A 25,165-nucleotide genomic window follows, 5' to 3' on the forward strand; every position below is an offset into this window, starting at 1 on the left:
GCAGAAGAGCGCTCTAAAACGAGCGCTCTTCTGTTTTAGGCAATGTAATGGCAACAGTAAACTGGTTTTGCACTACTTGATAGGTGACAGCGGCGTTCAGTTGTAGCGCGAGACTGGCGACAATACTCGCACCTAGACCTGAGCCTTTGATATTCAAGTGTTGACCGCGATAGAAGCGTTCACCCACTCGTTGTACGTCAACTTCGGCCGAGTCCGTGATTTGATTAACGATGAATAACTGCTGCTGATGCGCACTAAAATCGATGACGATGACAGTGTCGGCTGGTGCATATTTGATGGCGTTATCAATCAAATTGCTGAGCAAAACGTGCCAATAGTCTGCAGCACCACTGAGGCCAATTTGCTTCGGTAATTCAACGACAAAGCGCAGGCCCCGTTGCTCTGCACGTGGCACTTGCGTTGCGATGATGTCGCGAACAATGCTAGCCAGATTCAATTGTTGCGATGTAGTTGGCGGCAGCTCCGCTCGCGATAGGGTGAGCAAACTCTCGACTAAGTCAATCAGCCGGTCGGTGCTTTCGATCGTGTGCTCGACCTGCTTAGCATCGCGCGCCGTGATGCTTCCTTGTAAATTCTGTAAACTCGTTTTTAATGCCGCCAACGGTGTGCGCAGTTCGTGCGCTGCGTCAGCTGAAAAGCGCTTCTCGCGCTGTAAGGTCTTTGCAATTCGCTCGACATATTGATTCAGCGCCCCCTTCACGATTGCTATTTCTTCGTCGTCGTGCTCAAGGGGAAAGGTTCGGTAGTCATCGGATTTGCGTCGCCGAAGTTGCTCCGCTAAACGATTAAAGCTGGAAAAACTGCGATTAATTACGAGCCAGCCCGACCACAGAATAAAGGGCAATAAAAACAAAATAGGGATCAATGTATCGACGACTAAGTCCGTGCGTAACTCGGAACGAAAACTATCTTCTTGCATCAATAATAAACGATAAGAGCCGTTGGCAGGTGTCATGCCAAAGCTATGCCACACACCGGTTGGGGTCTGGACCACCTGAAAGCCTTCGGCATAGGGCAACTCGTCGCTAGTGGGCGCCCCCATGGTGACCAGTGCGTAAGCACTGTTGAGGCTCTCCATGCGATAGGCAACACGCTCTTCGTACTCGTGCGCACCCAACGCTGCAATGATCACATCGTCTTGCTCGTTGAGCGCCTGATCACGCATCAGTGTTGCCAGCGTTTTCGCCTGCTGGACCATTTCTGCATCGAATAGCTCATCAACTTCTTCGCTAACCTCAACGTAAATCCACAGCGAAGAAACGCCCGAACTCAGCAAATAAACCAGCGAAACAAGCAACAAGACGCGACGTCGAATCGAACGCAGTCGTTGCTGCCACTGCTTTAACCAGCGCATTTGAGTCGATACCCTACGCCGCGAATGGTTTCAATCCACTCTTTGTGGCCCAGCTTTTTGCGCAAATGCGAAATGTGGACTTCGAGCGCGTTACTCTCAATGTCTTGGTCGCCTTGAAATACTGCCAACTCAAGTTTATCGCGGCTATGCACATGATCGGGCGCCAGCATAAGTGCCTTTAGCAATTCAAATTCTCGCCGTGACAAGTTGATTTCTTCTGTCGCGACTTTGACTAAGCGAGTATTCAAATTGAGGCTGACTGAGCCGGCTTTGAGTTCGGCTGAAACGTAGCCTCGTTGACGTCGCACTAGCGCCCGCAGGCGCGCGGCAAGCTCGTTGAGATCAAACGGCTTGGTCATGTAATCATCTGCACCGTTGTCCAAGTGATGGACAATATCATTGGCTTGATCACGCGCCGTCAAGATTAAAATGGGTAAGGTCAGCCCTTTTTTGCGCGTTGCCGCTAGGACTCGCGAACCATCAAGATCAGGCAAGCCTAAATCAAGTACCATTGCCTCGAACTCATGGCGATTCAGTTCCGCAATTGCCGCCGCTCCAGTGCGCACCCAACTGACCGTGAAGCCACGGTCAGTGAGTCCTATTTCTGCAGCTTGGCCGAGCAAATTGTCATCTTCGACGAGCAACACGTGCATTTATCTTACCTTTTTTGCAATCCGCGCCAGTAAGGCTTCAACTTCACGTCGACGTTCAGCGTCGGCGAGCGGGCGATGTGGCCGCGGCGCGGCGGCAAGCGCATGTTCTGCGACTACCTTAGCTTTTGCGAAATCGCCCTGTTCATACAGATAGTCAGCATAAAAGTAATTAGGGTCAATACCATCAGGATTAATTTCTAAGGCTTTTTGCAGCAACTCTCGCGCTTTATCTTCGTCGCCGAAGCCAAATGGCCAACCAGGGACCTTGTAATAAAGCGTGCCCAAGCTGCCGTACGCAGAGCCTTGCAGTGCTGTTGGATCAAGCGTTAGCGCGTGCTCCAATGACTTTTTCGCAGCTTTAGCAAGCCCCAAGGCGCCCAAGCCTCCTTTAGCGCCAGCATAGGTACTGCGAACAATGCCTAGCCAAATGAACGCTTCCGCATTAGTAGGTTCAGCCTCAGTCCAAGCGAGCGCTTGCTGCTCTAGTTCTGCAAAAGCATCCTCTTGCGCATCGTCCGTCAGGGTATAATTGACTTCAGCCCAGCGCTGTTGCACCTGTTCTAACATTGATGCTGAAGCGGTGGTGTTTGGCGCCGTGTTTTGTGCCCTGTTCTGTGCCATTAAGGGTTGCGCGATGAGTACTGAGCAAGTCAAGAGCGTGACCCATAGCCATTGATTTTTCATGTGCGTTTCTCCTGCGTTAGTTCAAATAGCAAGCGTTGTGGCTTGCGCATACTGGCGGCGACCCACTGTGGAAATGCGCCGTTGATTTTGACAAAAAGCTTTTCTGGCCAACCGAGCGTTTGCTCCGGGCGTTGCTGTTCTATCTGTTTAAGCAGCTGTTCAGCAACTGTTGCGGGTTTATCTGCGGTACTTCCCAAACGCTCATTCATGGCCGCCATCAACCCCTGATTCATGTCGGTAGCTATCGCTCTTGGCGCTGCATAGAGAACCTTGACGCCAGTCCCCGCAAGTTCCCGAGCCAACGCTTGGGTAAAGCCATGTAAGCCAAACTTACTCGCGCAATACAGCGTCTGCCCTGGGTACCCGATAGCACCAAACACCGATCCAATATTCAGCACCCAGCCCTGCTGTTGTTGCAGCTGCGGCAACAGTGCATGGGTTAATTGAATTGGCACGATTAAATTGGTGCTCAGCAACTGCTCGATAGTCGCCGCATTTCGACTCGCAAACGTCCCTGTCGAACTTTGTCCGGCGTTGTTAATCAGGCCCGTCACACGCAGATTTTGCGTGCTTAAATAATCGCTCAATTGCTGCACTGCATCGGTGGCATTAAGATCAAGCGCGAACCAGGGTTGCCCATAGGTTTTACCTAAGGTCTGCAAAGTAGCGCGTTGCCGCGCGATCATGATCACCCGCGCACCGCGGGTGCTGAGCTGGCGCACGAGTTCGCGACCAAGCCCACCGCTAGCGCCAGTGAGCAGAATCGTCTGTTGTTGCCAATCGATGCTGCTCATGAGGCTAATTCCAACGGTTCTGCGGCTAGCTCTGGTAACGCGCGGAACATATCGCCGTAGAGCCGATACACATGTTTCGCGGTTTGGATGATGGCGCGTTGCGCAGCCGGGTCAGTCACCTTATCCATTAAATCTTCAAAGAATTTCACATGCTCGATATCTAAATCACCATGCGAAAGCAGATAGCTAAAGGCGCTAGTGGGTAGGCCCAAACTTGCTTTGATTTGCCCTGCGGCACGCGTTGCCAACTGTACACTGGTGCCCTCGAGTACATGGGCCATGCCAAAAAATGCCGCTGGATGCACACTGTCAATCGCTTGATAGACCAATGCCACCATCGCCTCTGTGGCAGTGTGGGGTTGCCCTTCAGCAACTTGCTGTGGATCTGCGCCGGTCGCTTTAATGTCGTTTAGAATCCAGCGCTCATGTCCGTATTCCTCGTTGATGTACTCGATAATGGCTTTACGCAGCCATTCATCTTGCTGCTGCATTCGGCTGCCTGCGCGCATCAGTAGCGGCACCGTATGTTTCACATGGTGATAAGCCTGCGTTAAAAATGCTTGATAGAGAGGGATGCTAATGCTGCCGTCCAATGCTTGTTGAATCACTGGCGCCGATAGCAAATACCGTTGTTCAGTTTGAGTTTGTTCACACAGTTGTTGAAAAAATCCCATGGTCAGGCTCCTTGGTATTGAAAAGTTGGGAATAAGTAGCAGCGATGGCGGCGCGACGAAGACGTCCAGTGCCAGTCAATAAGTGGTTTGCCACGGTAAAAGGGGTATCTAACAGGTGCCATGCGCGAATGTGCGCATAGGTAGGCAAGCGCTGATTAACGCGCTCAATGATGTCGCTAATAACCTGCTCACGCTCAGCTGCATCGAGCGCTGGCGTAGCAACAATAAGTGCAGTAAGCGGGATATCCTCGGCACCTACGATCGCACATTGTGCGATTGCCGAGTATTGCGTCAGTTCAGTTTCGAGCCACTCCGGATCAACGTTGCGGCCGTAGGCGGTGACGATGATATGCTTTTTACGACCACGCAAACATAACTCGCCGGTGGGTGCCCACGCCCCATAATCACCGGTTGCGAAACGGTGCTGATACCAACTGGCGGGATCATTCAGATAACCGAGCATGACATTGCCGCTGACGATGATCTCGTTATCCACTAGCTCGACTGTGGCATGCGGGAGCGGTTTCCCGACCGTTCCAGCAACCGGCTGCTGTGGATCGTTGAAGCTCACCACCGAGCCAAATTCCGATAGCCCATAGCCCTGTACCAAAGGCAAACCAGCGGCGTGCGCTCGGTGTTCAAGCCCAGCAGATAAATATGCACCACCAACCGCGAGCAATTTAAATTGCTCGGCATCGAGAGCCCGTTGCTCAACACCGCAAATAATGGCTTGCGCTAACGCCGGAGTCAGAATCAAGCTTTGTGGTTGCAGCACTTTTAAGGCACTAAAAAAACGAGGCACGTCTAGGCTGCTAGCCCCCTGCAATCCCAGTTCATTCACTGCAGCTAGGCGAACCTCATGACCTAACCATAAACTTAGGTAGACGCCGGCAATATTCTCCAGCAACACCGCGAGTGGAAGTAAGACTAAGTGCCGCGTTACGGTGACGCTGCCTAAGCGTTGACTTAAAGCCATCACGGTTCGCAGCAGATGCTCAGCGCCCAAGCACACGCCCTTCGGACTACCGGTACTGCCCGATGTGTAGGTGATTTTACAGGTGCCATGAGGGAGTTCTGGCGCCTGGTTCACAGTTCTGGAGCGATAGCTGATAGCGCCCCCGCTCGTTTGTCGTTCCAGCACTTGTGCCACCCCAGCATCCGTCAGCACTGCTTCGCATTGTTGCGGTGTGTAAAAACTCGGTAGTGGCACCACAACTTTGTCGGCATGCAACAATGCCAAGTCATGTAGTACCCACTCAACACTGTTGTCGAGTGCCAGCGCAAAGCGTTGATGGGAACTTTGTTGATATTGCAAACTCAACGCACTCACACGGGTAATTAATTGCGCATAGGTCAACACTTGCTCGGCGTCGCGCAACGCGATCCTTTGTGGTTGTTGGAGCGCGTGGTCACGCAGTCGCTGAAACAACAGCTCTAACATGCGACGGCCTCCGTGGTTGCGGTAAAACGGCCGAAGCCCTGCGCCAGCCAACCGCACACGACCTTGGGATGATGTCTATAGTAATCTCCCCAAATGCCCTGCAAGTCGAGTGGTAGCGCGCTTTCTTGGGCGTCAGCAAGGGGCATCAGGGTCACTCCGGAACGCGCTAGAGTGCGCTGTAAATACCGAGTTGCCGTAAACACCACAAGGGTTTTATTAAGTTGGCTCGCGATTTCGACTACCGCGGCGAACAAAGGGTGCAAATCATCACCATTGCGCGCCGCCATCGAACCAATTTCCACCACATTACGACGCTCGGGAAAGCGCATGCCATTGAGGTGGTGCTGTTCCAGTGGACGACTCAGATAATACTCGGAGAACAGTTGCCGCTCATCAGCAAACTGCAATCCGCAGGCAGCGATTAATTCGTCGTCTTGATACACCGCCAATAAGTGCTCTGGCAGTGTGAGCAAACAAGCATGAAAGCTGGTCCAGTAACGATCGCAGATAAATTTTTCGACAGTTTGCCGTTGCTGGTGTTGTTTGGTGACGAGTTGATACAACATGACTTTCTCCGATAGAACCTAAGTGCGCTGTGCTGATGACTGCACTTTAGGCTGCATTACTTAAGAAAGTCTTAAACTAGGCTTCAGAAATACGTTCAGGAGTTCATCACAAAGTTCCCGACCAATTTTCTTGCCATTATCCGAAAGAACATATACTTTACGAACTGTACACAAAACATACAAATTGGCGGGAAGATGGGTGTTGTTCAATTTTATACAGGCAGCCTCATCGCCGGACTGCTCTATGCAGCCTCGGCTGCTTCCACACATGCCAATGAAACCCCATCATCTGCTGGAAAAACCATCAAATTTAGTGGATCACAATACTATCCGCCGTTGGAATGGATAGATGAAAATGGTTCCGCGCACGGGTTTATCTCTGATCTCGAGCGGGAGATGGCAAACGTAACGGACCATCAAGCTGATATCCAACTGATGCAATGGAACGCTGCGTTACAAGCGGTGTTAACCGGTGACGCAGATGCTGTACCGTTAATTGCTTCTGAACAGCGCAGTGCACAATTTGATTTTACCCAGCCATTTTTTTATGTCGCACATGGCATCTTTGCGCGCAATGATGGTCCGCAGTTTACCTCGCTTGATCAGCTTGCGAACCGACGCGTCGCAGTGGCACGAGGTGCTTACGCCGAAGATCAGTTTGTGGCTACCGATTACAACGTGGAACTGGTTTTTGCCCGTGATGAACTCAACTGCCTTGAAGTCGTCACCCAACGCTTGGCCGACGCTTGCGTCGAGGTCGCGACGACGTCTAGAGCTTTAATTGAGCGTTATGATTTGCCATTGCAACTTACCAGTCCCCCCTTTTGGCCACAGCCTTACGCCTTCGGTGTGCGTAAAGGCAACACTGAGCTTTTAGATTTGCTCAATAGTCAATTGGCGCATCTGGTGGTCACCGGAAAATATCAGCAACTCAGTGAACGCTGGGCCAGTGAACTTGAATGGCAACAACCCTCTCTTCTAGAGCAGGTTAAAGATTTGGCGTGGTTGATTAGCGCACTGTTGGTTGCGACTTTGGCGGTAGCGAGCTGGGGCTGGTTATTACGCCGTGAGGTGCAAGCTAAAACCGCAGAGCTCAGTGATGAACTAAAAATCAGTAAGAATCTGCAGCAGCAAGTCGCATACGCGGCAACGCACGATGACCTTACGGGTCTGCTCAATCGCAAAGCTTTTTTTGACATCATCAATAATCAGCTGCCGCTGGATGCACAGCAACGCCTGACGATTGTGGTCGTCAAAATAGCCAATATCGATTCTATTATCACCACCTTTGGTTACACCTCTGCCGTGAACACCGTTAAGCATTTCGCACAACGTCTGCAACGCGTGCAAAGTGCAACTCATGCCCACTTCGGCAGTGGCCTTTTTGGTGTTATCACCAGCGAACCTTTGTCGATAGCGCTACTGGTGGAGCAGTTGGCGACCAGCCAAGATATTAGCTGGAATGATATCGAGCCAAGCCCGGTCTATGGCGTCGCCAGCTTAACCCAAAGCGACTCAGAACAGATTGATGCCGCAGAACTCGTACGTCATGCCCTGACCGCTCTTGCACACGCTCGCAAACGCCGTATTCCGTTCTTTGAGTACACCCAACGGATAGAACCAAACGCTGAACAACTGCAACTCCTCGATGAGTTTCACAAAGTCGGTTGTAAGCAGTTTGTATTGCACTACCAACAACAATTGTCACTCAATAGCGATGGTCGTCATCACATCGAGGCGCTTATCCGTTGGCAACATCCAAGCCTCGGACTCATTAGCCCGAATCGCTTTATCCCTATGTTGGAAAAGTCCGGGGGGATCCGTAAAGTCACACGCTGGGTCATCTTGGAAGCAGTTAAAAAGCTCGTTTGGTTCCAACGCCTGGGCATCGAAGTGGTGATCAGCGTCAATATTACCAGCCATGATCTGGTCGACGATTTCTTTGTGCCATTTGTCCGTGACGACATTCCAGAGTCGTTGCGTGATCATCTGATTTTCGAAGTGACTGAACGTGAGCTATTTGATAATCCCGACAAAGCGCGCAGTGCCATGCTCGAACTCTCGTCAATGGGCATACGCTGCTCGGTGGATGACTTTGGAACGGGTTACTCGACCTTGTCTTACCTGCATGATTTAGCCGTCGATGAAGTCAAACTCGACCGTTTATTCGTCTCACAAATCTGTCACAACGAGCGCAGCTTCAAGATTGTAAAATCAACTATCGAATTGGCGCACGAGCTCGGCTTAACCGTCGTTGCTGAAGGCGTTGAAGACGACGCCACCATGGCAAGGTTGGCCGAACTCAACTGCGACCGGATCCAAGGCTTCCTCATTGCCAAACCGGTGCCTGAGGAGACCTTGGATATCGTTGTCACGCGCAATTAGTGCTGCGCTTGCTGCCGTTGTGCAAGGCGCAACTCGAGTTTACGGATTTCCCGTGCGGTATGATTACGCCCCGTCTCCATGAAAATCCATATTTTTGTTGCGACTTGTGCTTGAAACGCCAGTATCAATAGGACGCCCCAAAACACTTGGTGCTCCGCTGCAACGGTCAGAAAGTGATAGCCGGTATAAAAAATACAAAGGGTAAGTACCACCGCAAGCACATAGGCTATTTTCATGATCCAATTAAAGCGAGCGGCAGAATTAAGGAGCCCAGATATGACCGCGACCGTTTTTGTAATCGAGAGTTAAGATAAAATGCTTGAGAACGTCGTAGCCAAGAATACCGCTGATGCGAATTCCCTTATTCAGCGAGCCTATTTCTGAATAACGATTGCCGAAATCAACGCCGCCATCTTCGCTGGGGACAGTGACCAACACATCGGCGAGACCATAGGGTCCAATGCCGAGATTTGGCAGGCGGAAATAGTCAACAGTAGCGATTTCATTCACCCCGGTGATAGTACCCTCAACCACTTGGTATTTATCTAACCAGCCATTCGATGTGGCAATAATACGATCGATAAACAAGCCAGTGGTGCTGCCCGTATCGAGCAGCATCCAGCGTTCCATCTCATCATTGAGATTGACGCGCACTACCGGCACGCCTGAACCGCGCTGCGAGCGCATCTCTAGGTTCTGTACATCACGCAAACTAAAGGTGCCATGTGCAGCAAAACGCATACGGCTATTGGGATAATCGAACTGCAAGACAAATTGATTCAGTACCGGCGCGCCCAGCAATATTCCACTTTCTGGCGAACCCAAATCGATACCGACCATTTCCATACTTAGGTCCATGCCAATTAAATTGGTTGGAATTTCGCGGTAGACCTTACGTTCTTTGATGCCATTAACACCTTGGATATCGAGTTTACGATTGGCTTTGAACTCCAAATCGTGGGCTTCCATAAACGCCAAATTAATCGCATTTACCTGCGAGCCAGAATCAAAAATTGCATAAGTATCAATACCTGCAACGGTGACAGGAATGCGAATATGGCCATTCGATTGTTCGAAATCAATCCAATCAGTGGCTTGAGCAAAAGAAACTTGAGAAAAAACCAAGAAAATCAGTGAGAAAATATAGCGCATTAGTTACTCTTCTTTGTGTTTAAGGTGCCACGTAAACGTGACCAAGACCGTTGTTGTAGTCGAGGGTCAGAATGAAATGTTTAAGTACATCGTGCCCCAGAATACCGCTGATTTTTACGCCTCGGGTGCGCGAATTCACATTGCTGTAACGATCACCAAAATCCATAGCTTCGCCTTCAGCCGGCACTACCACACGAATATTTTCAAGCGTGTAAGGTCCAAAACCTAGAGTCGGCAGCTGAAAGTACTCGACATTCGCGACTTCGTTAACGCCGCGCGATAAGCCCATTTCAGACGGATACTTTTTCAACCAGTCATACGAGGTAGCAACAATCCGTTCCATGTAGATACCACCTGAATTACCCGTATCCAGAAGTAACCAGCGCTCGATCTCATTATTCAGATTCACTTTCACTAGAGGTTGACCTGAACCTTTTTGCGCGCGCATTTCAAGATTGCCAACTTCACGAAGATTGAAAGTGCCGGGTGCAGCAATACGCATTTTGCCTTCTGGATAATTGAACTGAAGCACGAACTGGTTCAGCACCGGCGCGCCCAGCAAAATACCGTTTTGATGATGGCCTAAATCAATACCGACCATTTCCATGTTCAAATCGAGTCCCACTAAGGTGGTCGGAATTTCACGGTAAATTTTTCGCTCTTTCACACCGTGCGCACCTTTGATGTTGATACGCTGATGGCTGTCGTATTCTAAACCGTGCTCTTCCATAAACGCCAGATTGATAGCATTCACTTGCGAGCCAGAATCAATGATCGCAAAGGTATCAATGCCTGCAACCGTTACCGGAATACGAATATGGCCATTGGTGTTTTCAAAAGGAAACCACTTGGTGGCTTGCGCAAAAGCGGCATTCGAGAAAATAAAACAAGCGATTAAGATGAAGTAGCGCATTTTTTGTCCATTTTGTTTTAATTATGTTGCACTTTGACCATACCTTAACTCGAAATTGAAAACTAGATAAAATATTATTTTTACAAAGTAATGGTTCTAGAATTGCCTAAGAAACGTACCATTAACTTTTCTAGTAGCACTTAAGCACTGCGCCAAGGTATTGCAGCCTTAACCAACCAATTATCCGCAACTGTTTGGTAAGCTATGGTGCCACCTAATTTTTGCGCGCGCATGCGCATGTTTGAAAGTCCTCCGCTTTCCTTAGGCTGCACTGCGTCGATCACGCCATTGTTTTGAATGACCAAGTTTAAACCGTGCTCGTCGGCGTCGATCTGTACGCGAAGCCTTTGCGTGGCGGCGTGCTTCAAGGCATTACTGACCGCCTCGCGAATGATTCGAGTGAGTTCGCTCAATACTTGAATATTGAGTTGTTGCGCCTCTACCTGCGCCTGCCAGTCGAGTTCGATACCATGGTCGTGACAACGGCGTTGCGTTTCTTCATACCAGTGCGCGGCTGCCGCTGCAAGCGTTAACGACTCGCCTTCCATGTCGCGCAATAGGTTTCTCAAGTCATGAATTGCCTCGCGCACCAGCGGCTGACTCTCCGCTGGCGATTTGTGCAACAAGTGCAGCAGTTTGGCGCCTAAATCGTCATGCATATCACGGCGAATGCGGTGCCGCTCTTCTAATGCACCCTCGGCATAAGCAACGTCAACCTGTTGGACTAAGTGATGCAGAGATACCACTAAGTTAGCGATGCGCTCATCTTGGCGACTGAACAGACGTTCACCGCCGGCAGCATGCTCCAAGCGCCAGCTGGTAGCAGCTGTACTATCGTAAACCAGCAAGCTCTTTCCATTTTCAGCAAGTTGTGTCGCATTATTCGGGGGGCTTTCGCGAACTAGCACCAATGGTTTAAATACCGCGTGTAAGGCTTTTTCTAAACCACGAGCTGTAGCATCTCGCTGCGAGTTAAGCATCGCCGGTAAAGCGGTCGCCAACCAGTCCTCGAGTTTAGCCGTGTCACGCTGGGTCAATTTGCGCCACACCCATTGCCGTAAAGGAAAATAGACCCAGCCCACCAACGCCACCGCCAACACCAAGCCAGTAGCGTTAGAGAGGCTTAGCAGCCATACCAACAGCAGATCGGTCAGTATCACCAATACACCGCCTAGCAACCAAGACCACAAGGCGAACCACCAACGATCGAGATTAAACAGACGGTACTTGCCGACCCCTAAGGCAATACCCGCGTACATCAATAAGAACGTAGTAAAGAGTAAACCTTGCGGCGCAGGAGGTGCAGTTTGCAAAATGGCAGGCAAGATCATGCCGCCAGCAAAGAAAAGTGTACCCGCCAAAATCGAAAGAACCACCCAACGTAAGGCCGCCCTTTGCGCCGCTTGCGCCCGCGTTTGCCACCATTGCCAGCCAGAGCCGACGAGTCCAGCCAAAAAAATCAACATAACCCAACTATGGAAACCGGTAACTGGGGAAGCCGTCAACTGCATTTGGTCTACCGCCAATGCTGCCGCAAATAGACCGTAAAAAAGCAGTGCGCTAAACCGCGTCCTGCGCTTCACCGGATAATTCCACAGGAACACTGCAAGTGACGCCGAGAACAGCAAGGCTCCACTGTGATTCATTCCTGAGAGCCAGGCGAAAGTGCTGCCCTCAATAAAGAAGTCGCGAGTACTGTAGACCGCGGCGGCAGAGGTGAACATTAAATTACTTAAGCCGGTGAAAGCGAAAGCGGTAATGGCCGGATCACGCGTCGCTGGCATCCACACCATCAAACAAATCATCATGCCGGCCACACCGCAGAACAACTGCAGCCAAAACATTCCAGGCAAATCAACTAGGGTTCGTGATTGGAGCTTTGGTATCAGCTGTTCCGCCGTGGCGGTTATCACCACCAGTTGTCCTTGCGTGAGAGCCTGATGCAATTGGCTATGCGTGGCAAAAAAGCGATTGAGTTCGGCGTACGTGGGCAATACGTCGGGTTCATCGAGCTGCAATGCTGCTGCTGCCGCAAGCTCTTGCTCAGCAGCAACAAATTGCTTTATCGGTAATGGTTCGTCGCTGGCGGTAGCGATCATCAACTGATTGTCTTGCACCGTGAAATCGAATTGGCTGCTGGGTAGGCTCAAAGCCAAGGCAATAATGCCGATGGCGTATATCAACACGGCGATGAAACCGACCGTCAGCTGTTGTTTCAAAGACAACATGAATTCGCTCCCATAATTGTGCGCTGCACGCTTGCCCCCTGATAATTGGGGTTGATTCATTTGCTTAAATGATCATTAATTTAAAACAAATTTTAAAAAATCGCTTACAGTTTTTTTATGCTTACGATTCGTAGTGTTTTGATCATCGAAGATATTGCTGATGTTGCCGCTTGGTTACAGCAGCAGATCAGTGTCCTTTTTCCGCAAGCGAAGATCACTACTGTAGCTAGTTTACTGAGCGCACAGCGGGCCATTGCAACAACCTCCGTTGATTTGGCACTCGTTGATTTGGGCCTACCGGATGGCGATGGCGCACAACTTATTCCGTTAATTAAAGCACACCAACCGGCTGCGATTTGTGTCGTAACCACTATCTTTGATGACGCCGATCACATGCTCGGAGCTATGCGTGCAGGCGCTGACGGCTATCTACTAAAAGACGAGCCAGAAACAGAATTCAACGCACAACTCGCCGGAATACTCGCAGGACGGCCGCCCTTATCGGCGTCGATAGCACGCGCTCTGCTCCAACAATTTCATCCACTCGGTGACGAGCCGCTGGTTACGCTTACGGCTCGTGAAACCGACATTCTCACGCTCACCGCTAAAGGTTTGAGTGTTAAGCACGCTGCCGAACTGTTAGGCATTCGCTACCACACTGCGGCGGGTTATCTTAAAGACGTGTATCGTAAGCTCCAAGTGAACTCCCGAGCAGAAGCAACGATCAAAGCCATACGCCTCGGTTTGGTCAATTCTGGCTAAATTCTCCGCGCTGATTAGCCCCCAATATACGGGGGATACGCTCTACGGTGATTGTCCTATAGTGTCTGCCATAAATAAAAAGAAGTGCAGAACAATAATTACTAAGGAATCACCATGGCTCTTCAGTCCACCGCAAAACTTACTGCCCTTGCCGCAACGCTCGCTTTCCTGAACGGTTGTATGGCAACCAGTGCTCCAGCACCGCAGTTTGATACCAATGCCTCGGCGAGCAGCCAAGCCGACAGCTTCATCGACGTCGAGAACGCCAGTTATATGAAAGGCGTTGATCGGGTCGGAGTGATGTCATGTAACGTCATGTTTGGCATGACCAGTGCCGCTTCCGCATCGACCAGTGGTGGCTTCCGAGCGGGCCGCACCCGTGCCATAGGAACCGTATCGCGTTCAGATGTAAAAGTAACAGTTACCTACTCTGCAGCAGGTATATCGGAGGAAACATTGCAAGGGATTGCAACTCAGCTATGCAATGATGCAGAGACCCAGCTCGCGCAAGCAGGCTTTGAGGTGATCCCCCATGAAACCATCAAAGCCAATGAGCATTACCGTAATATCCACGCACAAGGTCGTACCGCAGCGTTCGAATACAAAGGTAAAGGCGAAACCCGCTACTTAGTCATGGCGCGCCCTGGTGAAACGATTTATGACCCACAATATGCCGGCGGTACGAGTGGCTTCGCCCAAGCCTTTAAAGGGATCGGCGGTGACGCGGCCGAACAACTTGAAGATTATTTAATGAAAGACTTGAATATGACCGGTGTAAATATCAACTTACTGGTTGATTTTGCCGCACTCGAGTCCGATGGCCATGGCTCGTGGGGTGGCTTCAGCAACAAAGATACCGCCAAAGTCGAAGGTAAGGTACAACTTGCCGTTGGCGGCGATATACGCTTTCAACCCATTGCTCATCAAGACTGCTGGAATGAGTGGGGGAAAGAGAAATGCATGGTTAAAATACACCATCAGCCGGTCTTCGCGAGCAAACATTTTGTCGCCAGCAATGCACCGTTTTACAGCAGTGTTGACGATGTCACATCAACCGGTGACAAAGTCTTGTCAGGTGTCACCCAAGTCCTCGGAGCGTTAAGTGCGTTAGGCGGAACTTCGAGCAGTATCGGCCGTGATATTACGCGTTATCAAGTCAATATTATTCCAGCCACCTATCAATCTGAAACCGAGCGCTTGGCTGGTGGACTCGTGGCAATGGCGGCAAGCAAAGCCGCTAGCCAGAAATAGATGCACGTCGGTAGTCTTCAGTCTGACTGAAGTTAGGGCCTCATTTGAGGCCCGTTTTTTTTGTTTCAGCTACTGACAAGTGCCGTAAGCATCGGCATAACTTCTACCAAAACAGGACATGAGCTGTTCGACGACCTTAAGGTTAGGTGGCCAATCAATTTGCATCGGCTTGCCATCGGCATCCAACGGATTGAATTCAGAAGGCTTCGGCAGTGCTACGAGCTGATCATGGGCGTGCTGCAAGGCTTCAGCATCTTGTTCGATAAAAGCGATCGTCGCATTTACGTAGTAATTCCAGCCCATGGTGTCGAACTCGGTATAGGTCTGCTTGAACAGAGCCACCGCTTGTTCATTCTGCCCTGCTTCTGCACGCATCTGGCCCTCATGCCAACGCATGATATTTAGCTGGCCCTCGCTCAAGTCTGGTTTGCTCTCGCGATAGCGTTGAATTAAGTCGGCTGCTGCGACTGCACAGCCATCACGATTCGCTACTTCACGCCAGCCGGCGTCCATCGTTTGATCAAATTCTTGAAATGCTAACGCCATATAGTCGATGTCTGGAGATAGACACGGACTCGCCGAAAGCAAGAATGAAAAAGTAAGCGCTAGCATAAGACTTCCCTCTAATGAGTTAGTTGTACTCGAACAAACTGTGCAGGTTGCAAATCTAAAACTTCACCATTCGCTTGTTGGAATAATTGATGACCAATCAAGCGTGAGCCGATTTTGTGCAAGCGCAATTTGAACAGAGCATTTTCAGGAACAAGTTCAAAACCGTTGACGTCACCTGTCAGAGCGTGCTTCTCATGAGGAACGCTAACTACACGATCCGTTGCATAATTTTCAAGTTCAAAGGTGCCATCAGCGTGCTCAAAAAGCGCAACAGTTTTTAACGATGAGCCACTATCGATGACGCCCAAATAAAGTGCTGACCTTTTCTCGGTTTGCTTCTGCAGCTGTAGCACTTTATCCCGATTGCGTTCAACAAAGCGCACCGCAACCGGTGCGGTGGCGACAGTGCTCAGCCGATAAGGCTCGCTCAATACATGCTCCCCAGTTTCATTTTTGAAGGATTCAATCACATGCCAACCGTCGGCAACATCCGGAGTGAGTAACACTTCTGATTGTGCCAACCTAATCGTGCAACGCAGTGCCGAACAATTGACGGCATCGGCAGTAAACGTCTGTCGTGATGGGTTTGAAAACGCGGCAGACATGTGTGCAGTCACCAAGCCACCACTGCCATCTTCGCGTAAGAAGAGTACTTTATGCGCGAACGTGGTCGTTTCGACGCCCTGATAATGCCCGGTTGGAATTTGTAAGTTCTCAGCTGCAGTCGTGGCACTTACGTGAAGCACTAAGGCGAGCAAGCAAAGGCTCCATTTTGTCATTATTTATTCCTTGTGGTTTATAACACTCTGGTAACATAACAGAATTACCCACTAAGTAAAATGACTTGCGAACCCATTTCATTAGCTGTATAAACGTACAGTATTATTTGCTAACGCATGTGAGGATATATAATGGCTGTTGTAACGCAATACGTTGTGGTTCGAAACGGAGTAGAGAAAATGACATTTACCAGTAAAGCTGAAGCTGACGCCCACGATAAAATGTTGGACATGGTAGATGAGCTATTGCCCCTACTTGAACGCAGCGAAGCAGTGAGTGATGAGCAGAAATTAGAAGATTTAGCCTTCTTTTTAGCGCGTGAACGCGAGCAAGTATTGATAGCCTTGGGCGCCAAGAAGCCGGCTAAGAAAAAGACTGCGAAACCTGCAGCAAAAACTGAAACTGAGGCTAAAAGCGAAACACGAGCGGAGAGCGAAGCGGCCTAATGCAGCGGCTCATGATGCAGTTCGCGCTCAGCTTAATGACGCTGTGGTTAACTCAAACGGCAGTTGCTACTGAGGCAGAAACCGCCGCCACTGCTAAACAAGAGTTACTTAGCTTCGCGCAACAAATTCACAAGAGCAACGCCACTTTTAGTGCGATCTGGCCGGGTTTTTGGCCTGACCAACAAGCTTTTATTGTGGTGAACGAGGGTCAACAGTCACTGATCTACACTGCTGCGACCGCGCCTGTATATGCAGACAATCCCAGCGAAGCGCTAGCTGAACATTTTTATTATTATTCCAACTTGTTGCACGGACTCGACGATTTTAAATACGAAATCGACTTCGCCTTACCTGATGCTCAGCTCGCTACGGCCATCAATATTTCCAACGGCGGCACCAGTGAAGATGTCAGCACGTTGCTGCACGAAGCTTTTCATGGTTATCAGCGACGCGCATTTAACGACGATGATGCTGTTACTTTTCTGCCTCCCGAGACACTGGCAACCGACGAATCCCGCGCCCTCTTAGCGCTGCAATATGAATTAGCGCGACAGATCGTATTGACGCCTCAACACGAGCTTATCGAAGATTGGTTAATGTTACGTGCGATTATGGCGAAAGCAATGCCTACCGTAGCCGGCTACTTAGCTTATATGGAGCAAATTGAAGGCACAGCGCAATGGGTCGGGATTACTGCTAGGTCACAAACTCAGCAAGCTTTTCTTGCGACCTTCGACACCCTTTTTACTAATTTTACAACGCTAATGAGTCGCCCACTGGACGTGCGCACTAGCGCCTATGTGACGGGTGCAATCTTGCTTCATCTACTCGATAGTAGCAGTAGCGACCATACTTGGCAGGAACACATCGAGCAAGGTGCAACGCCAATCGCATTGGCACAAACGCTATTTGGCATCGCTGCCGAAGAGGAACGACTCGCTGAGTTACTTGAGAAGTATGACTATGCATCTTTTATGGCAGCGATTGCGGACGACACCACCCACGTCGTGCAGGTTGCTGACATTGAGCAATCCCACCCCTACCTACTCGACGTTTATGTTGAAGTGAGTCCGACAGAGGTCGAAGAGACCGGCTTACCCATGAAGTTCAACGCCGGTAATGGTGGCTTCCATGAGTTAGAGCCATCGCTCTTGCTACTGCCAGCTCCTGCGAGTTTTCAAATCACTTCGGCACAAAGTGTGGTGGCTATCCGCGGATTACCAGTTCGTATCGATATGCGTAAATTAACCGAGGGCGGCGTACGTATTAGCGTGTGGTCACAAGACCCATGGCTACAAATTCAAGGCCTAAGGAAGTTTGATAAAAACCAAAAGCTAGAGCTCTTTTTTGGGGATAGCTCAGTGATTACTAACGCTCCTTGGCAACTTGGTGAGCATTCGACACGTGAACAGATCGTGCTGCGCTTGCAATAAGCGCAGCTTTTCTACGGTTACATCTGTAATAGTTGCTTGGCTTTTTGTGCGAACTCTTCACGACGCGCCTCGCCGTTAATAGCCTCTTGCTTATACTTGCGGTTAAAACGTACGCGTAACACACCTTTTAGAATGTAATACAGCGGAATCGCGACAAACAGCAATGAAGCAATCCAAAGGGGCAGCATCTCCACGATTGGATCATACCAAGTCGGCCACATGTTGCGCACCACTTCCAGTTTTACATACACATAAAGGGCAATGGACCAGAGAACAAAAATTACCAGCGTCGCCAGACAGCCTTTATCCTGCGCTTGGTTACGTGCCTGATCTTCGGGAGTTGCAGCGCGGTACTTCGGCTGAGTGGCATTACGGATGTCTTCGCGCCCTTGCTCTACCGCTTGCTGTTTTGCATTAGCCAATTGGGTTTCCGCATGTCTGAGCGCCGCAAGACCATCGTCGTAAGCGAAATAGTTCCCTTCTGCAGCAATCTGTGCAGCTTGCTTGAGTGTATCTTCAACCTCGCTTAAATCTGCATTTAGAAAACGATAACCGGCTTTGAAGTCTTTGATGGCTTCAAGTCTCGCAACAAAGCTTTGTTGCTGCTGCGCAAACTGTTCTTTTTTACTGTCAACTAACTGTGCATAAAGAGATTCGATTTGTGCCTGGTGCGGCTCAAAGTCAGGATCATCTTGCACCTTCAACATGTAGTCTCGGTCGAGCGCAATGGCTTGGCTGAGCGGCATTAAGGCACCCGCTGGTAGATCTTTCGCCATATACAGTTTTGCTTGTAGAAAATGAGCTTCCGAAAGTTGCGAGTTCAGCGCGAGAGCCTCACTCACGTAGCTTTCAGCCTGCTCGATTTGCGCTTGACAATAAGCTGCCCAAGCTGCCGAAAGCATGGCACGTCCCGCCTCTTCGGGTGCAGTTGCCTTAGCATACTTGGCCGCCGCCAGAAATGCCTGTTCCGCGGCAGGTAAATCGATGAGGTCAGCATCGCTGTGATGGTTACCGAGCCGAATGAGGCCCAGCAACATATGGAAGCGGTGATCCAAGCGATAGCCGGTTTGACTCGCGCTGCCATCGATGGCTGAGTTCACATAGGTCAGCGCGTCGTCGAAAAGATGACGTTTAAATGCATCACGGGCGATATTGAATTGTTCATAAGCCCAGGTTTGCGAGGGGTTCCGCGCTAACGCAATGAGTTGCTCGAGCGTATCATTCAGATCGCCAATAGCAATCAGTAACTCACTCATGCCCCAGTTGAACGCTGCAGAAAGCTCTGCAAGCCCACTTTGTAGCTGCTCACTCATTTGCTGCATGGACTGTTGCGTCCGTTCCTGCGAAGCGACGAGCGCCTGAGTTTGGGAGCGCATTCCGGCATTAATCGAGGCCGTCGCCGATTCGGTGAGTAAGTAGTCGCCCCAAGTGACGCCCGAACGATGAGAAAATTGCATGAGTCTGTCTCTGTTTTCAACGGATAATCTTTTCTACAACGATGTGGCGGAAAAGTAAACTGTTGTAAAGGCACCCTTTCGTTTGGCTTACTCCTGCGGCACAAAATAGGCCTGTTGCTGATACAGCAACGATGGCAACAACGCATGCGCGGTTGCCACCTCCAGCAACGGTTCGCGCGCAGTCACGTCAGCTTGAAAGCGATGCTGTTGCTTATCCAGTTGACCGGTGAAGTCCTCAGCCGGCGTCACAATGGCCAGATCATGCCCCTGCAACCAAGCGAAATTGGCACCGAATTGCATCATTGCACGATTCGCTGGTGGCTGCGTTACATCAGATAAATCCTGTCCTAAGGACGCCGTCCAAGCCGATACTCCGGCCAAAGAGACCACTGTCGGCAATAGATCGATTTGACTTGTTACCGTGTTGATCGTGCGAGGTTCAATGCTGCCCCCCAGAATCAATCCGGGAATATGAAACTTGCTGACCGGCACCAACTCATTGCCATAAACGCGCGTGTCATGATCGGCGACCACAAGGAAAATCGTGTCATCCCAATAGCTGCTTTGCCGCGCCTTACGAAAGAATTCGCCGAGCGCAAAGTCGGCGTATTTGACCGCATTTTCAACACGTTGCTTCGGCTCTGCGTAGAGCTCAATGCGCCCATCAGGAAACTCAAACGGCTCATGATTCGACGAGGTAAAGACTAACGAGAAAAACGGCTGCGTCTGTCCATTGAGCTGTTCAAACCTTGCGTGTGCGCTCTGCAACAAATCTTCATCACTGGCTCCCCAACTACCGATAAACGCCGGCTTCTCTATGTCTGCGACACCACGTACCGACTGAAAGCCATTACCGACAAAAAAGCGCTGCATATTATCGAAGTGCGTTTCACCACCGTACATAAACTCAGTGAAGTAGCCTTGCCGAGCCAGTAAATCTGCGTAAGTAAAGAAGCCTTGCTGCGATAAAGGCAATTTCACCACACTGCGCGCCGGAGTGGGTAAAAATCCAGTGACGACAGCCTCAATACCACGCACCGAACGTGTGCCAGTGGCATACAGCTGCTCAAACCACCAACCGTGTTCGCTTAAAGCTTCAAGTTCGGGCGTTGCGTTGATACCGCCGAGCTTCTCGACAAAAGTCGCACCGAGACTCTCTTCTAGAATGACCACAATATTTTTCGGTCGCGCGTAACTCCGCGAGGCGCGATTATAGTGCACGGTAGGATAAGCCTCGAAAGGAAATTCTTTGTCTGCAAGGTAGTTATCTTGACGTACTTTTTGAATAATGTCGGCGAGCGAAGCTGAGCCATAAATAAGCGCAGCGTTTGCCTCATGCCGCATACTATAGAGTGCATATTCAACTGAGTATGCCGAGCTAATCACCAAATCGTTGACCAGTGCATCGCCCGTGACCGCAAAAAACGCCGGATTCGCCGGCCGATGATCAAGCGTTGAGCGCACCCCAAAGACCATCAACAGCAACAACACCGGCCAGACGAAAATCGCTGCGCGGCGCGGTGCTCGCGACATCTCGTGTTGCTGTGAGGTTGCGAGACGTCGACTCAACTTCAGCAACAGCACAACCGTTACCAATAGCGCAGCTGCTCCTATCAATAACCACTCGGCAAAGCCGCCCCACAACATGCTGAGCACTTCTTGTGGGTAGGTCAGATACTCGACAAATAAGCGATTCGGCCGCAGATCATATTGCAAAATAAACGCCGGCGTCGCTATCTCCATAAAGGTCACGTAGGTTAGCGCGCACACCCACCAGATTTGCTGCAGCTTCCCTCCTAGTCGGCGCAACGGGCGTAACCAGAATACTGGGAGTATCAGCAGCAGCGGCAGCGTCACATAACCCATTTGAATACAATCCGCACGAATTCCTAATACCAATAGCTCCACCAAGTCGCCACTCGCCGCCACGCGATCATATTGCCAGAGCATGAGCGCCAAGCGACTCAGCGATAGAATGAACAAGCCGAGCACATAGCCCGTCAGGACCACACGAAACGGTTGTAGCGCGCGTCTAAACTGTTGGTGAATACGCATTGAGGAATAAGCTCGTCTTGGCATCATTGAATGCCTAACAGCTTATTTTGCAAAACTTAAGGAAAGCTTATGAATGGTTTAGCTAACGCGGCGGTGATGCACCGCGGAAAGTTCAGTGGCGGTTGGGTTAACGTTCGAGCGTTTAATTCTCTGCAATATAGTATTTATGACTCAGCACCGCAGGACGCGCTTGGTGCTTCGCCAAGTCATAAATCGGCGTGTAATCCGTAACCGTCAGCACACTGCTAAAACTCGCAACCTCGCGCACCTCACCTGAGTCATAGCGATACCGTAACGTTTCGTCAGGTGTCAACACAATCATACCGCAAGAAAACTCATACCCGTATTCCTGTTCAATGTACTTGTCGAACCTAGCTTTCGCTGGGCTCACATAAGATTCAGCTGTGCGCCAATCTTCAGCAAGCTCAAAGCTTGGTACAACCTGCGCAGAAGCCGATGTGCCGCAAACCATGGCGGCTAATGCCAGAATAAGTTTGGTTCTCTTCATGAATCTATCGTCCTTAAACGGTCACCGTTTGAGTTCGGTTAGCGCCTTGCAACTCTTTTTCCGAGCCACACACCGATTAGCATCGCCGCGATAACAAAGATTAACGCATAATCTGTCACGAAAGTAAAAGTAGTCAGCTGACTTTTTAACTTTGAGTTTAGCCCAATGCTTTGCGGGATGTGTTACAAGCAGATGACAGAGGCGACTGTACGTTGGCCCCGTACTAGAAGTACGGGCTACATGCGTCTAGCAGGCATAAAAAAGCCGCTCGGTGAGCGGCTTTTTATGGGATTTGGTGGAGCTGGCGGGAGTTGAACCCGCGTCCGTAATACCTACATCCTCGGTCCTACATGCTTAGTTAGTCTTTTAGTTAATCACCAAGTCGCCGACTAACAGGCTACTTAAGGTGACGATCCCGATTGGTTTTAACGTCTTGGCTACGGGCGAAGCCTCCACGCGAGTCTGCTTTGGGGTGAACCGACTGATCCTAGTCTCACAGACAAAGCGCTAGGGGTCGGACTCAGCGGGTTATTAAGCCGCTAAAGCGTAGTTGTCGTCGTTTGCAACTATTAAGTTGAGGCTTTTTACGAGGCCAGCCTCACCTCGGCATGCACCTTGGGTTTCGTGTATCCCGTCGAATCCAGATCAGCCCCAGGGTTTTCTTTTCAGAACTTGCGTACTATACCTAAGACCGCGTTCGAGTGCTAGAAGTTCCGTACTCGAACGCTTATCTATTCACCAGTCAGGCGGCCATGTACAGTACTTTTTCGACCAGCTTGCTGATGCCCTTCTCGGCGTCCACAAGATTCTCCGCTAGCATATAAGCGGGTGTGGTGACGAGCCGATGGTCGTCATCTACAACAATATCGTCGACTGGGCATTCGACATGCTGCCCACCCATTTTTTCAATTGCAGCAGCAACATCGCTGTCGTTGCCGATGGTGGCACGTACGCCTGCGCCGTATATATGTGGCAGCAATACTGGCGCGATACACATGTAGCCAGCTGGCTTGCCTGCTTCGACGAATGCTTTACCTACGGCAAGCACTTGATCATTGACTTGCATGTCAGCTCCATTCACGGCGAAATCACAGAAGTTTTTGGCAACGCCAAAGCCTCCTGGTAAAATCAGCGCATCGAAGTCCGCAGCATTGAGTTCACTCAGAGGTTTTACCTCGCCACGTGCGATGCGCGCTGATTCAACCAATACGTTGCGTGATTCACCACCCGCCTCACCGCGTAAATGATCCACCACGTGCATCTGCTCAATATCCGGCGCAAAACACTGGTAACTCGCGCCTTGTTTCGTAATGTGCAATAAGGTCAGCACGGCTTCGTTGATTTCAGCGCCATCAAACACGCCAGAACCAGAAAGTACGACAGCTACTTTTTTCATGCGTCAATCATCCTTTTTTTGCTCGCTTACCCTCTAATATGTGGGTGCTAGCGCAGAATTCAAGCCATATGCTTAGGGTTGTAGACGACTTCCCAAAGATGTCCGTCGGGGTCGCGGAACACGCCACCATAGCCACCCCAGAACAGTTCTCGGGCCGGTTTCACCACCGCCTCACTGGGCAACGCAGCCATGATGGCATCGACGTCAGCAGCACTGTCAACATTGTGCGCTAGCATCAACGCGGTAGAATCACGACTACCAACGGTGACACCGCAGTCATGAGCAATGCTTGCGCGTGGCCACAGAGCGAAAGTTAAACCTCCGGCCATCTTAAAAAATGCTACGGCACCGTGTTCAAACTCAGTACCGATAATGCCCTCGGTAGGCAACCCCAAAACATCGCGATAGAATGCAACCGCGCGTTCTAGGTCATCGACACCCAAAGTGATATAGCTAATCCGCGGCTGCATTTTCGGCATCCTGTCTATGCGTCCTTTTGCTCGGCGCGCCAGCGCATTTCGTTCTCGACATTAGCGATCGGTTGCAACATGGCAAAATCGAGTTGCTCGACTGGTTCTTCACCTTGCACTTTGCGCACGAACGCCGGGTCGGCGAGCGCTGCTTTACCCAACGCCATTAGCGCATCAGGGTAAGCTTCGGCGATTTGCTCGATGTTATCTTCGTTAATGCCGCCATTTACGATCAGCGCTACTCCAGCCTCACGCACAACTTGCGCGAGTGATTTATCGCTATCACGCAAAGCTACGCGATCGACCGAAATGTCAGTGGTATGAATAAAATCAATCCCCGCCTCGGCTAAAGATTCGACTAACCACCTAAAACCCTGCTCGCCTTCAGGCCACTGGTAGTCTTGGTCAGTGATGGTAATTTGCGACAAGCGGATACCGATCACGAAATCATCATCGACCATTTCGCGTGCTGATTTCACTAAATCCAAAATGAATTTTGCGCGCTTCTCGAGCGAACCACCAAATTTGTCTTCGCGGGTGTTGAAGTAGGTGCTGAGCATTTCATGCAATAAATAGCCATTCGCACCGTGCAGTTCCACGCCGTCAAAACCGGCCGCTTGTGCATTGCGAATTGCGCCTAAGAAACCGTTCATCACTTGATCAAAATCGGTTTCCGTCATTGGTTTTGGTTCGTACCAGGCTTCTTGATCACCATACAAACCCAACGGTGTCGCCACCGGCGTTTGTTCACTTAAACCAATCGGTTGCTCGACATAGCGGTTGTACTGTAGTTGCGCACCGGCATGCATGATCTGCGCAATAATCTTACTGTCAGCCGCATGTACTGCTTTCACAATTGGTACCCAAGATTCGGTTTGCAACGCGTCTGCAAGCCCCGGCTGGTGTTCGTAACCTTGACTAGCAGCCTGATCAGGATAGATCCCCTCGGTGATCAACAAGCCAAAGCCGCCCTTGGCGTAACGTACGTAATGATCAACCATTGCCTCGTTGGCGCGGCCATTCGCCTCGGCGCTCACACGCGTCATCGGTGCCAAAGCAAAGCGATTGCGCAAGCGCATTCCGGCAAAATCTACCGCATCAAAGGGTGAGTCAAACATGTACATCTCCTC

The 25,165-nt window shown here is 50.4% G+C and carries 24 protein-coding genes and 1 other RNA gene; 5 read left to right on the top strand and 20 right to left on the bottom strand.

What is annotated here, in order from left to right:
• Window positions 1-13: 13 nt before the first annotated feature.
• From IDAT_RS06045 to IDAT_RS06075, 7 genes are read right to left on the bottom strand one after another with little or no spacing between them, the layout of a single operon-like run.
• The gene (locus tag IDAT_RS06045) at window positions 14-1,375 is read right to left on the bottom strand and encodes a histidine kinase dimerization/phospho-acceptor domain-containing protein (RefSeq protein ID WP_051986612.1); all 1,362 of its coding nucleotides are present in this window, start codon (window positions 1,373-1,375) and stop codon (window positions 14-16) included.
• Window positions 1,363-2,028, bottom strand: a complete 666-nt coding sequence (locus IDAT_RS06050; RefSeq protein ID WP_034731937.1) for a response regulator — start codon at window positions 2,026-2,028, stop codon at window positions 1,363-1,365. Before IDAT_RS06050 ends, IDAT_RS06045 begins: the two co-directional genes overlap by 13 nt.
• The gene (locus IDAT_RS06055; RefSeq protein WP_034731939.1) at window positions 2,029-2,712 is read right to left on the bottom strand and encodes a tetratricopeptide repeat protein; all 684 of its coding nucleotides are present in this window, start codon (window positions 2,710-2,712) and stop codon (window positions 2,029-2,031) included.
• The gene (locus IDAT_RS06060) at window positions 2,709-3,506 is read right to left on the bottom strand and encodes an SDR family oxidoreductase (protein ID WP_034731941.1); all 798 of its coding nucleotides are present in this window, start codon (window positions 3,504-3,506) and stop codon (window positions 2,709-2,711) included. The genes IDAT_RS06055 and IDAT_RS06060 overlap by 4 nt, the downstream gene beginning before the upstream one ends.
• Window positions 3,503-4,180, bottom strand: a complete 678-nt coding sequence (locus tag IDAT_RS06065; protein WP_034731944.1) for an iron-containing redox enzyme family protein — start codon at window positions 4,178-4,180, stop codon at window positions 3,503-3,505. The genes IDAT_RS06060 and IDAT_RS06065 overlap by 4 nt, the downstream gene beginning before the upstream one ends.
• Window positions 4,155-5,621, bottom strand: coding sequence for an AMP-binding protein (locus IDAT_RS06070; protein WP_051986613.1), 1,467 nt, complete (start codon window positions 5,619-5,621; stop codon window positions 4,155-4,157). The genes IDAT_RS06065 and IDAT_RS06070 overlap by 26 nt, the downstream gene beginning before the upstream one ends.
• Window positions 5,615-6,187, bottom strand: coding sequence for a thermostable hemolysin (locus tag IDAT_RS06075; protein WP_034731947.1), 573 nt, complete (start codon window positions 6,185-6,187; stop codon window positions 5,615-5,617). The genes IDAT_RS06070 and IDAT_RS06075 overlap by 7 nt, the downstream gene beginning before the upstream one ends.
• Before the next feature lie 195 nt (window positions 6,188-6,382).
• On the opposite strand from IDAT_RS06075, the gene IDAT_RS06080 reads away from it, so the two are divergent.
• Window positions 6,383-8,572 carry a putative bifunctional diguanylate cyclase/phosphodiesterase gene (locus IDAT_RS06080; protein ID WP_051986614.1) on the top strand — a complete coding sequence of 730 codons (2,190 nt, stop codon included), beginning with the start codon at window positions 6,383-6,385 and terminating at the stop codon, window positions 8,570-8,572.
• Here the strand turns inward: IDAT_RS06080 and IDAT_RS06085 are convergent.
• The 4 genes from IDAT_RS06085 to IDAT_RS06100 all read right to left on the bottom strand — a co-directional run bounded on the left by IDAT_RS06085 (window position 8,569) and on the right by IDAT_RS06100 (window position 12,865).
• Window positions 8,569-8,871 carry a DUF6768 family protein gene (locus IDAT_RS06085; RefSeq protein WP_341871923.1) on the bottom strand — a complete coding sequence of 101 codons (303 nt, stop codon included), beginning with the start codon at window positions 8,869-8,871 and terminating at the stop codon, window positions 8,569-8,571. The two genes, IDAT_RS06080 and IDAT_RS06085, sit on opposite strands and share 4 nt — an antisense overlap.
• Window positions 8,834-9,724 carry an aspartyl protease family protein gene (locus IDAT_RS06090; RefSeq protein WP_034731948.1) on the bottom strand — a complete coding sequence of 297 codons (891 nt, stop codon included), beginning with the start codon at window positions 9,722-9,724 and terminating at the stop codon, window positions 8,834-8,836. The genes IDAT_RS06085 and IDAT_RS06090 overlap by 38 nt, the downstream gene beginning before the upstream one ends.
• A gap of 19 nt (window positions 9,725-9,743) precedes the next feature.
• The gene (locus IDAT_RS06095; protein ID WP_034731951.1) at window positions 9,744-10,637 is read right to left on the bottom strand and encodes an aspartyl protease family protein; all 894 of its coding nucleotides are present in this window, start codon (window positions 10,635-10,637) and stop codon (window positions 9,744-9,746) included.
• A 140-nt stretch (window positions 10,638-10,777) separates the two neighbouring features.
• Window positions 10,778-12,865: an ATP-binding protein gene (locus IDAT_RS06100; RefSeq protein WP_034732262.1), complete on the bottom strand. Its 2,088-nt coding sequence runs from the start codon at window positions 12,863-12,865 to the stop codon at window positions 10,778-10,780.
• Between the two features lie 117 nt (window positions 12,866-12,982).
• On the opposite strand from IDAT_RS06100, the gene IDAT_RS06105 reads away from it, so the two are divergent.
• Both IDAT_RS06105 and IDAT_RS06110 read left to right on the top strand, forming a co-directional pair.
• Window positions 12,983-13,627, top strand: coding sequence for a response regulator (locus IDAT_RS06105; protein WP_051986616.1), 645 nt, complete (start codon window positions 12,983-12,985; stop codon window positions 13,625-13,627).
• Window positions 13,628-13,741: 114 nt separating this feature from the next.
• Window positions 13,742-14,878, top strand: coding sequence for a hypothetical protein (locus IDAT_RS06110; protein WP_034731954.1), 1,137 nt, complete (start codon window positions 13,742-13,744; stop codon window positions 14,876-14,878).
• A gap of 69 nt (window positions 14,879-14,947) precedes the next feature.
• Here IDAT_RS06110 and IDAT_RS06115 read toward each other — a convergent pair whose 3' ends face one another.
• Window positions 14,948-15,490: a hypothetical protein gene (locus IDAT_RS06115; RefSeq protein ID WP_051986617.1), complete on the bottom strand. Its 543-nt coding sequence runs from the start codon at window positions 15,488-15,490 to the stop codon at window positions 14,948-14,950.
• 11 nt (window positions 15,491-15,501) lie between these two features.
• Entirely contained in the window at window positions 15,502-16,269 is a 768-nt protein-coding gene (locus IDAT_RS06120) for a hypothetical protein (protein ID WP_034731956.1), read from the bottom strand.
• Between the two features lie 132 nt (window positions 16,270-16,401).
• On the opposite strand from IDAT_RS06120, the gene IDAT_RS06125 reads away from it, so the two are divergent.
• Together IDAT_RS06125 and IDAT_RS06130 are read left to right on the top strand one after the other, a co-directional pair.
• Window positions 16,402-16,716 (top strand): YebG family protein, encoded by a 315-nt coding sequence (locus IDAT_RS06125; protein ID WP_034731959.1) that lies wholly within the window; start codon window positions 16,402-16,404, stop codon window positions 16,714-16,716.
• 11 nt (window positions 16,717-16,727) lie between these two features.
• On the top strand, window positions 16,728-18,149 hold the full coding sequence (locus IDAT_RS06130; RefSeq protein WP_156099492.1) for a hypothetical protein: 1,422 nt from the start codon (window positions 16,728-16,730) through the stop codon (window positions 18,147-18,149).
• 17 nt (window positions 18,150-18,166) lie between these two features.
• Here IDAT_RS06130 and IDAT_RS06135 read toward each other — a convergent pair whose 3' ends face one another.
• From IDAT_RS06135 to IDAT_RS06160, 7 genes are all read right to left on the bottom strand, one after another.
• Window positions 18,167-19,606, bottom strand: a complete 1,440-nt coding sequence (locus IDAT_RS06135) for a hypothetical protein (protein WP_034731966.1) — start codon at window positions 19,604-19,606, stop codon at window positions 18,167-18,169.
• An 87-nt stretch (window positions 19,607-19,693) separates the two neighbouring features.
• A complete protein-coding gene (locus IDAT_RS06140; RefSeq protein ID WP_034731969.1) occupies window positions 19,694-21,661 on the bottom strand; it encodes an LTA synthase family protein in 1,968 nt (655 codons plus the stop codon).
• A 142-nt stretch (window positions 21,662-21,803) separates the two neighbouring features.
• Complete coding sequence (locus tag IDAT_RS06145; RefSeq protein ID WP_034731972.1) at window positions 21,804-22,169, bottom strand: hypothetical protein; 366 nt, start codon at window positions 22,167-22,169, stop codon at window positions 21,804-21,806.
• Between the two features lie 293 nt (window positions 22,170-22,462).
• Window positions 22,463-22,822, bottom strand: a transfer-messenger RNA (tmRNA) gene (ssrA, locus tag IDAT_RS13130).
• A gap of 89 nt (window positions 22,823-22,911) precedes the next feature.
• Window positions 22,912-23,565, bottom strand: a complete 654-nt coding sequence (gene elbB / locus IDAT_RS06150) for an isoprenoid biosynthesis glyoxalase ElbB (protein ID WP_034731975.1) — start codon at window positions 23,563-23,565, stop codon at window positions 22,912-22,914.
• A gap of 59 nt (window positions 23,566-23,624) precedes the next feature.
• The gene (locus IDAT_RS06155) at window positions 23,625-24,044 is read right to left on the bottom strand and encodes a VOC family protein (protein WP_244441605.1); all 420 of its coding nucleotides are present in this window, start codon (window positions 24,042-24,044) and stop codon (window positions 23,625-23,627) included.
• Between the two features lie 5 nt (window positions 24,045-24,049).
• Window positions 24,050-25,153, bottom strand: a complete 1,104-nt coding sequence (locus IDAT_RS06160; RefSeq protein WP_034731976.1) for an NADH:flavin oxidoreductase — start codon at window positions 25,151-25,153, stop codon at window positions 24,050-24,052.
• Window positions 25,154-25,165 lie beyond the last annotated feature (12 nt).

The sequence above is a fragment of the Pseudidiomarina atlantica genome, from assembly GCF_000753735.1.
Taxonomy (GTDB): domain Bacteria; phylum Pseudomonadota; class Gammaproteobacteria; order Enterobacterales; family Alteromonadaceae; genus Pseudidiomarina; species Pseudidiomarina atlantica.

Excerpts from the sequence above, each read along its gene's own strand:
- IDAT_RS06045 (WP_051986612.1), bottom strand. The coding sequence starts at position 1,375 with ATGCGCTGGTTAAAGCAGTGGCAGCAACGACTGCGTTCGATTCGACGT.
- IDAT_RS06050 (WP_034731937.1), bottom strand. The coding sequence starts at position 2,028 with ATGCACGTGTTGCTCGTCGAAGATGACAATTTGCTCGGCCAAGCTGCA.
- IDAT_RS06055 (WP_034731939.1), bottom strand. The coding sequence starts at position 2,712 with ATGAAAAATCAATGGCTATGGGTCACGCTCTTGACTTGCTCAGTACTC.
- IDAT_RS06060 (WP_034731941.1), bottom strand. The coding sequence starts at position 3,506 with ATGAGCAGCATCGATTGGCAACAACAGACGATTCTGCTCACTGGCGCT.
- IDAT_RS06065 (WP_034731944.1), bottom strand. The coding sequence starts at position 4,180 with ATGGGATTTTTTCAACAACTGTGTGAACAAACTCAAACTGAACAACGG.
- IDAT_RS06070 (WP_051986613.1), bottom strand. The coding sequence starts at position 5,621 with ATGTTAGAGCTGTTGTTTCAGCGACTGCGTGACCACGCGCTCCAACAA.
- IDAT_RS06075 (WP_034731947.1), bottom strand. The coding sequence starts at position 6,187 with ATGTTGTATCAACTCGTCACCAAACAACACCAGCAACGGCAAACTGTC.
- IDAT_RS06080 (WP_051986614.1), top strand. The coding sequence starts at position 6,383 with ATGGGTGTTGTTCAATTTTATACAGGCAGCCTCATCGCCGGACTGCTC.
- IDAT_RS06090 (WP_034731948.1), bottom strand. The coding sequence starts at position 9,724 with ATGCGCTATATTTTCTCACTGATTTTCTTGGTTTTTTCTCAAGTTTCT.
- IDAT_RS06095 (WP_034731951.1), bottom strand. The coding sequence starts at position 10,637 with ATGCGCTACTTCATCTTAATCGCTTGTTTTATTTTCTCGAATGCCGCT.
- IDAT_RS06100 (WP_034732262.1), bottom strand. The coding sequence starts at position 12,865 with ATGTTGTCTTTGAAACAACAGCTGACGGTCGGTTTCATCGCCGTGTTG.
- IDAT_RS06105 (WP_051986616.1), top strand. The coding sequence starts at position 12,983 with ATGCTTACGATTCGTAGTGTTTTGATCATCGAAGATATTGCTGATGTT.
- IDAT_RS06110 (WP_034731954.1), top strand. The coding sequence starts at position 13,742 with ATGGCTCTTCAGTCCACCGCAAAACTTACTGCCCTTGCCGCAACGCTC.
- IDAT_RS06115 (WP_051986617.1), bottom strand. The coding sequence starts at position 15,490 with ATGCTAGCGCTTACTTTTTCATTCTTGCTTTCGGCGAGTCCGTGTCTA.
- IDAT_RS06120 (WP_034731956.1), bottom strand. The coding sequence starts at position 16,269 with ATGACAAAATGGAGCCTTTGCTTGCTCGCCTTAGTGCTTCACGTAAGT.
- IDAT_RS06125 (WP_034731959.1), top strand. The coding sequence starts at position 16,402 with ATGGCTGTTGTAACGCAATACGTTGTGGTTCGAAACGGAGTAGAGAAA.
- IDAT_RS06130 (WP_156099492.1), top strand. The coding sequence starts at position 16,728 with ATGATGCAGTTCGCGCTCAGCTTAATGACGCTGTGGTTAACTCAAACG.
- IDAT_RS06135 (WP_034731966.1), bottom strand. The coding sequence starts at position 19,606 with ATGCAATTTTCTCATCGTTCGGGCGTCACTTGGGGCGACTACTTACTC.
- IDAT_RS06140 (WP_034731969.1), bottom strand. The coding sequence starts at position 21,661 with ATGCGTATTCACCAACAGTTTAGACGCGCGCTACAACCGTTTCGTGTG.
- IDAT_RS06145 (WP_034731972.1), bottom strand. The coding sequence starts at position 22,169 with ATGAAGAGAACCAAACTTATTCTGGCATTAGCCGCCATGGTTTGCGGC.
- elbB (WP_034731975.1), bottom strand. The coding sequence starts at position 23,565 with ATGAAAAAAGTAGCTGTCGTACTTTCTGGTTCTGGCGTGTTTGATGGC.
- IDAT_RS06155 (WP_244441605.1), bottom strand. The coding sequence starts at position 24,044 with ATGCCGAAAATGCAGCCGCGGATTAGCTATATCACTTTGGGTGTCGAT.
- IDAT_RS06160 (WP_034731976.1), bottom strand. The coding sequence starts at position 25,153 with ATGTTTGACTCACCCTTTGATGCGGTAGATTTTGCCGGAATGCGCTTG.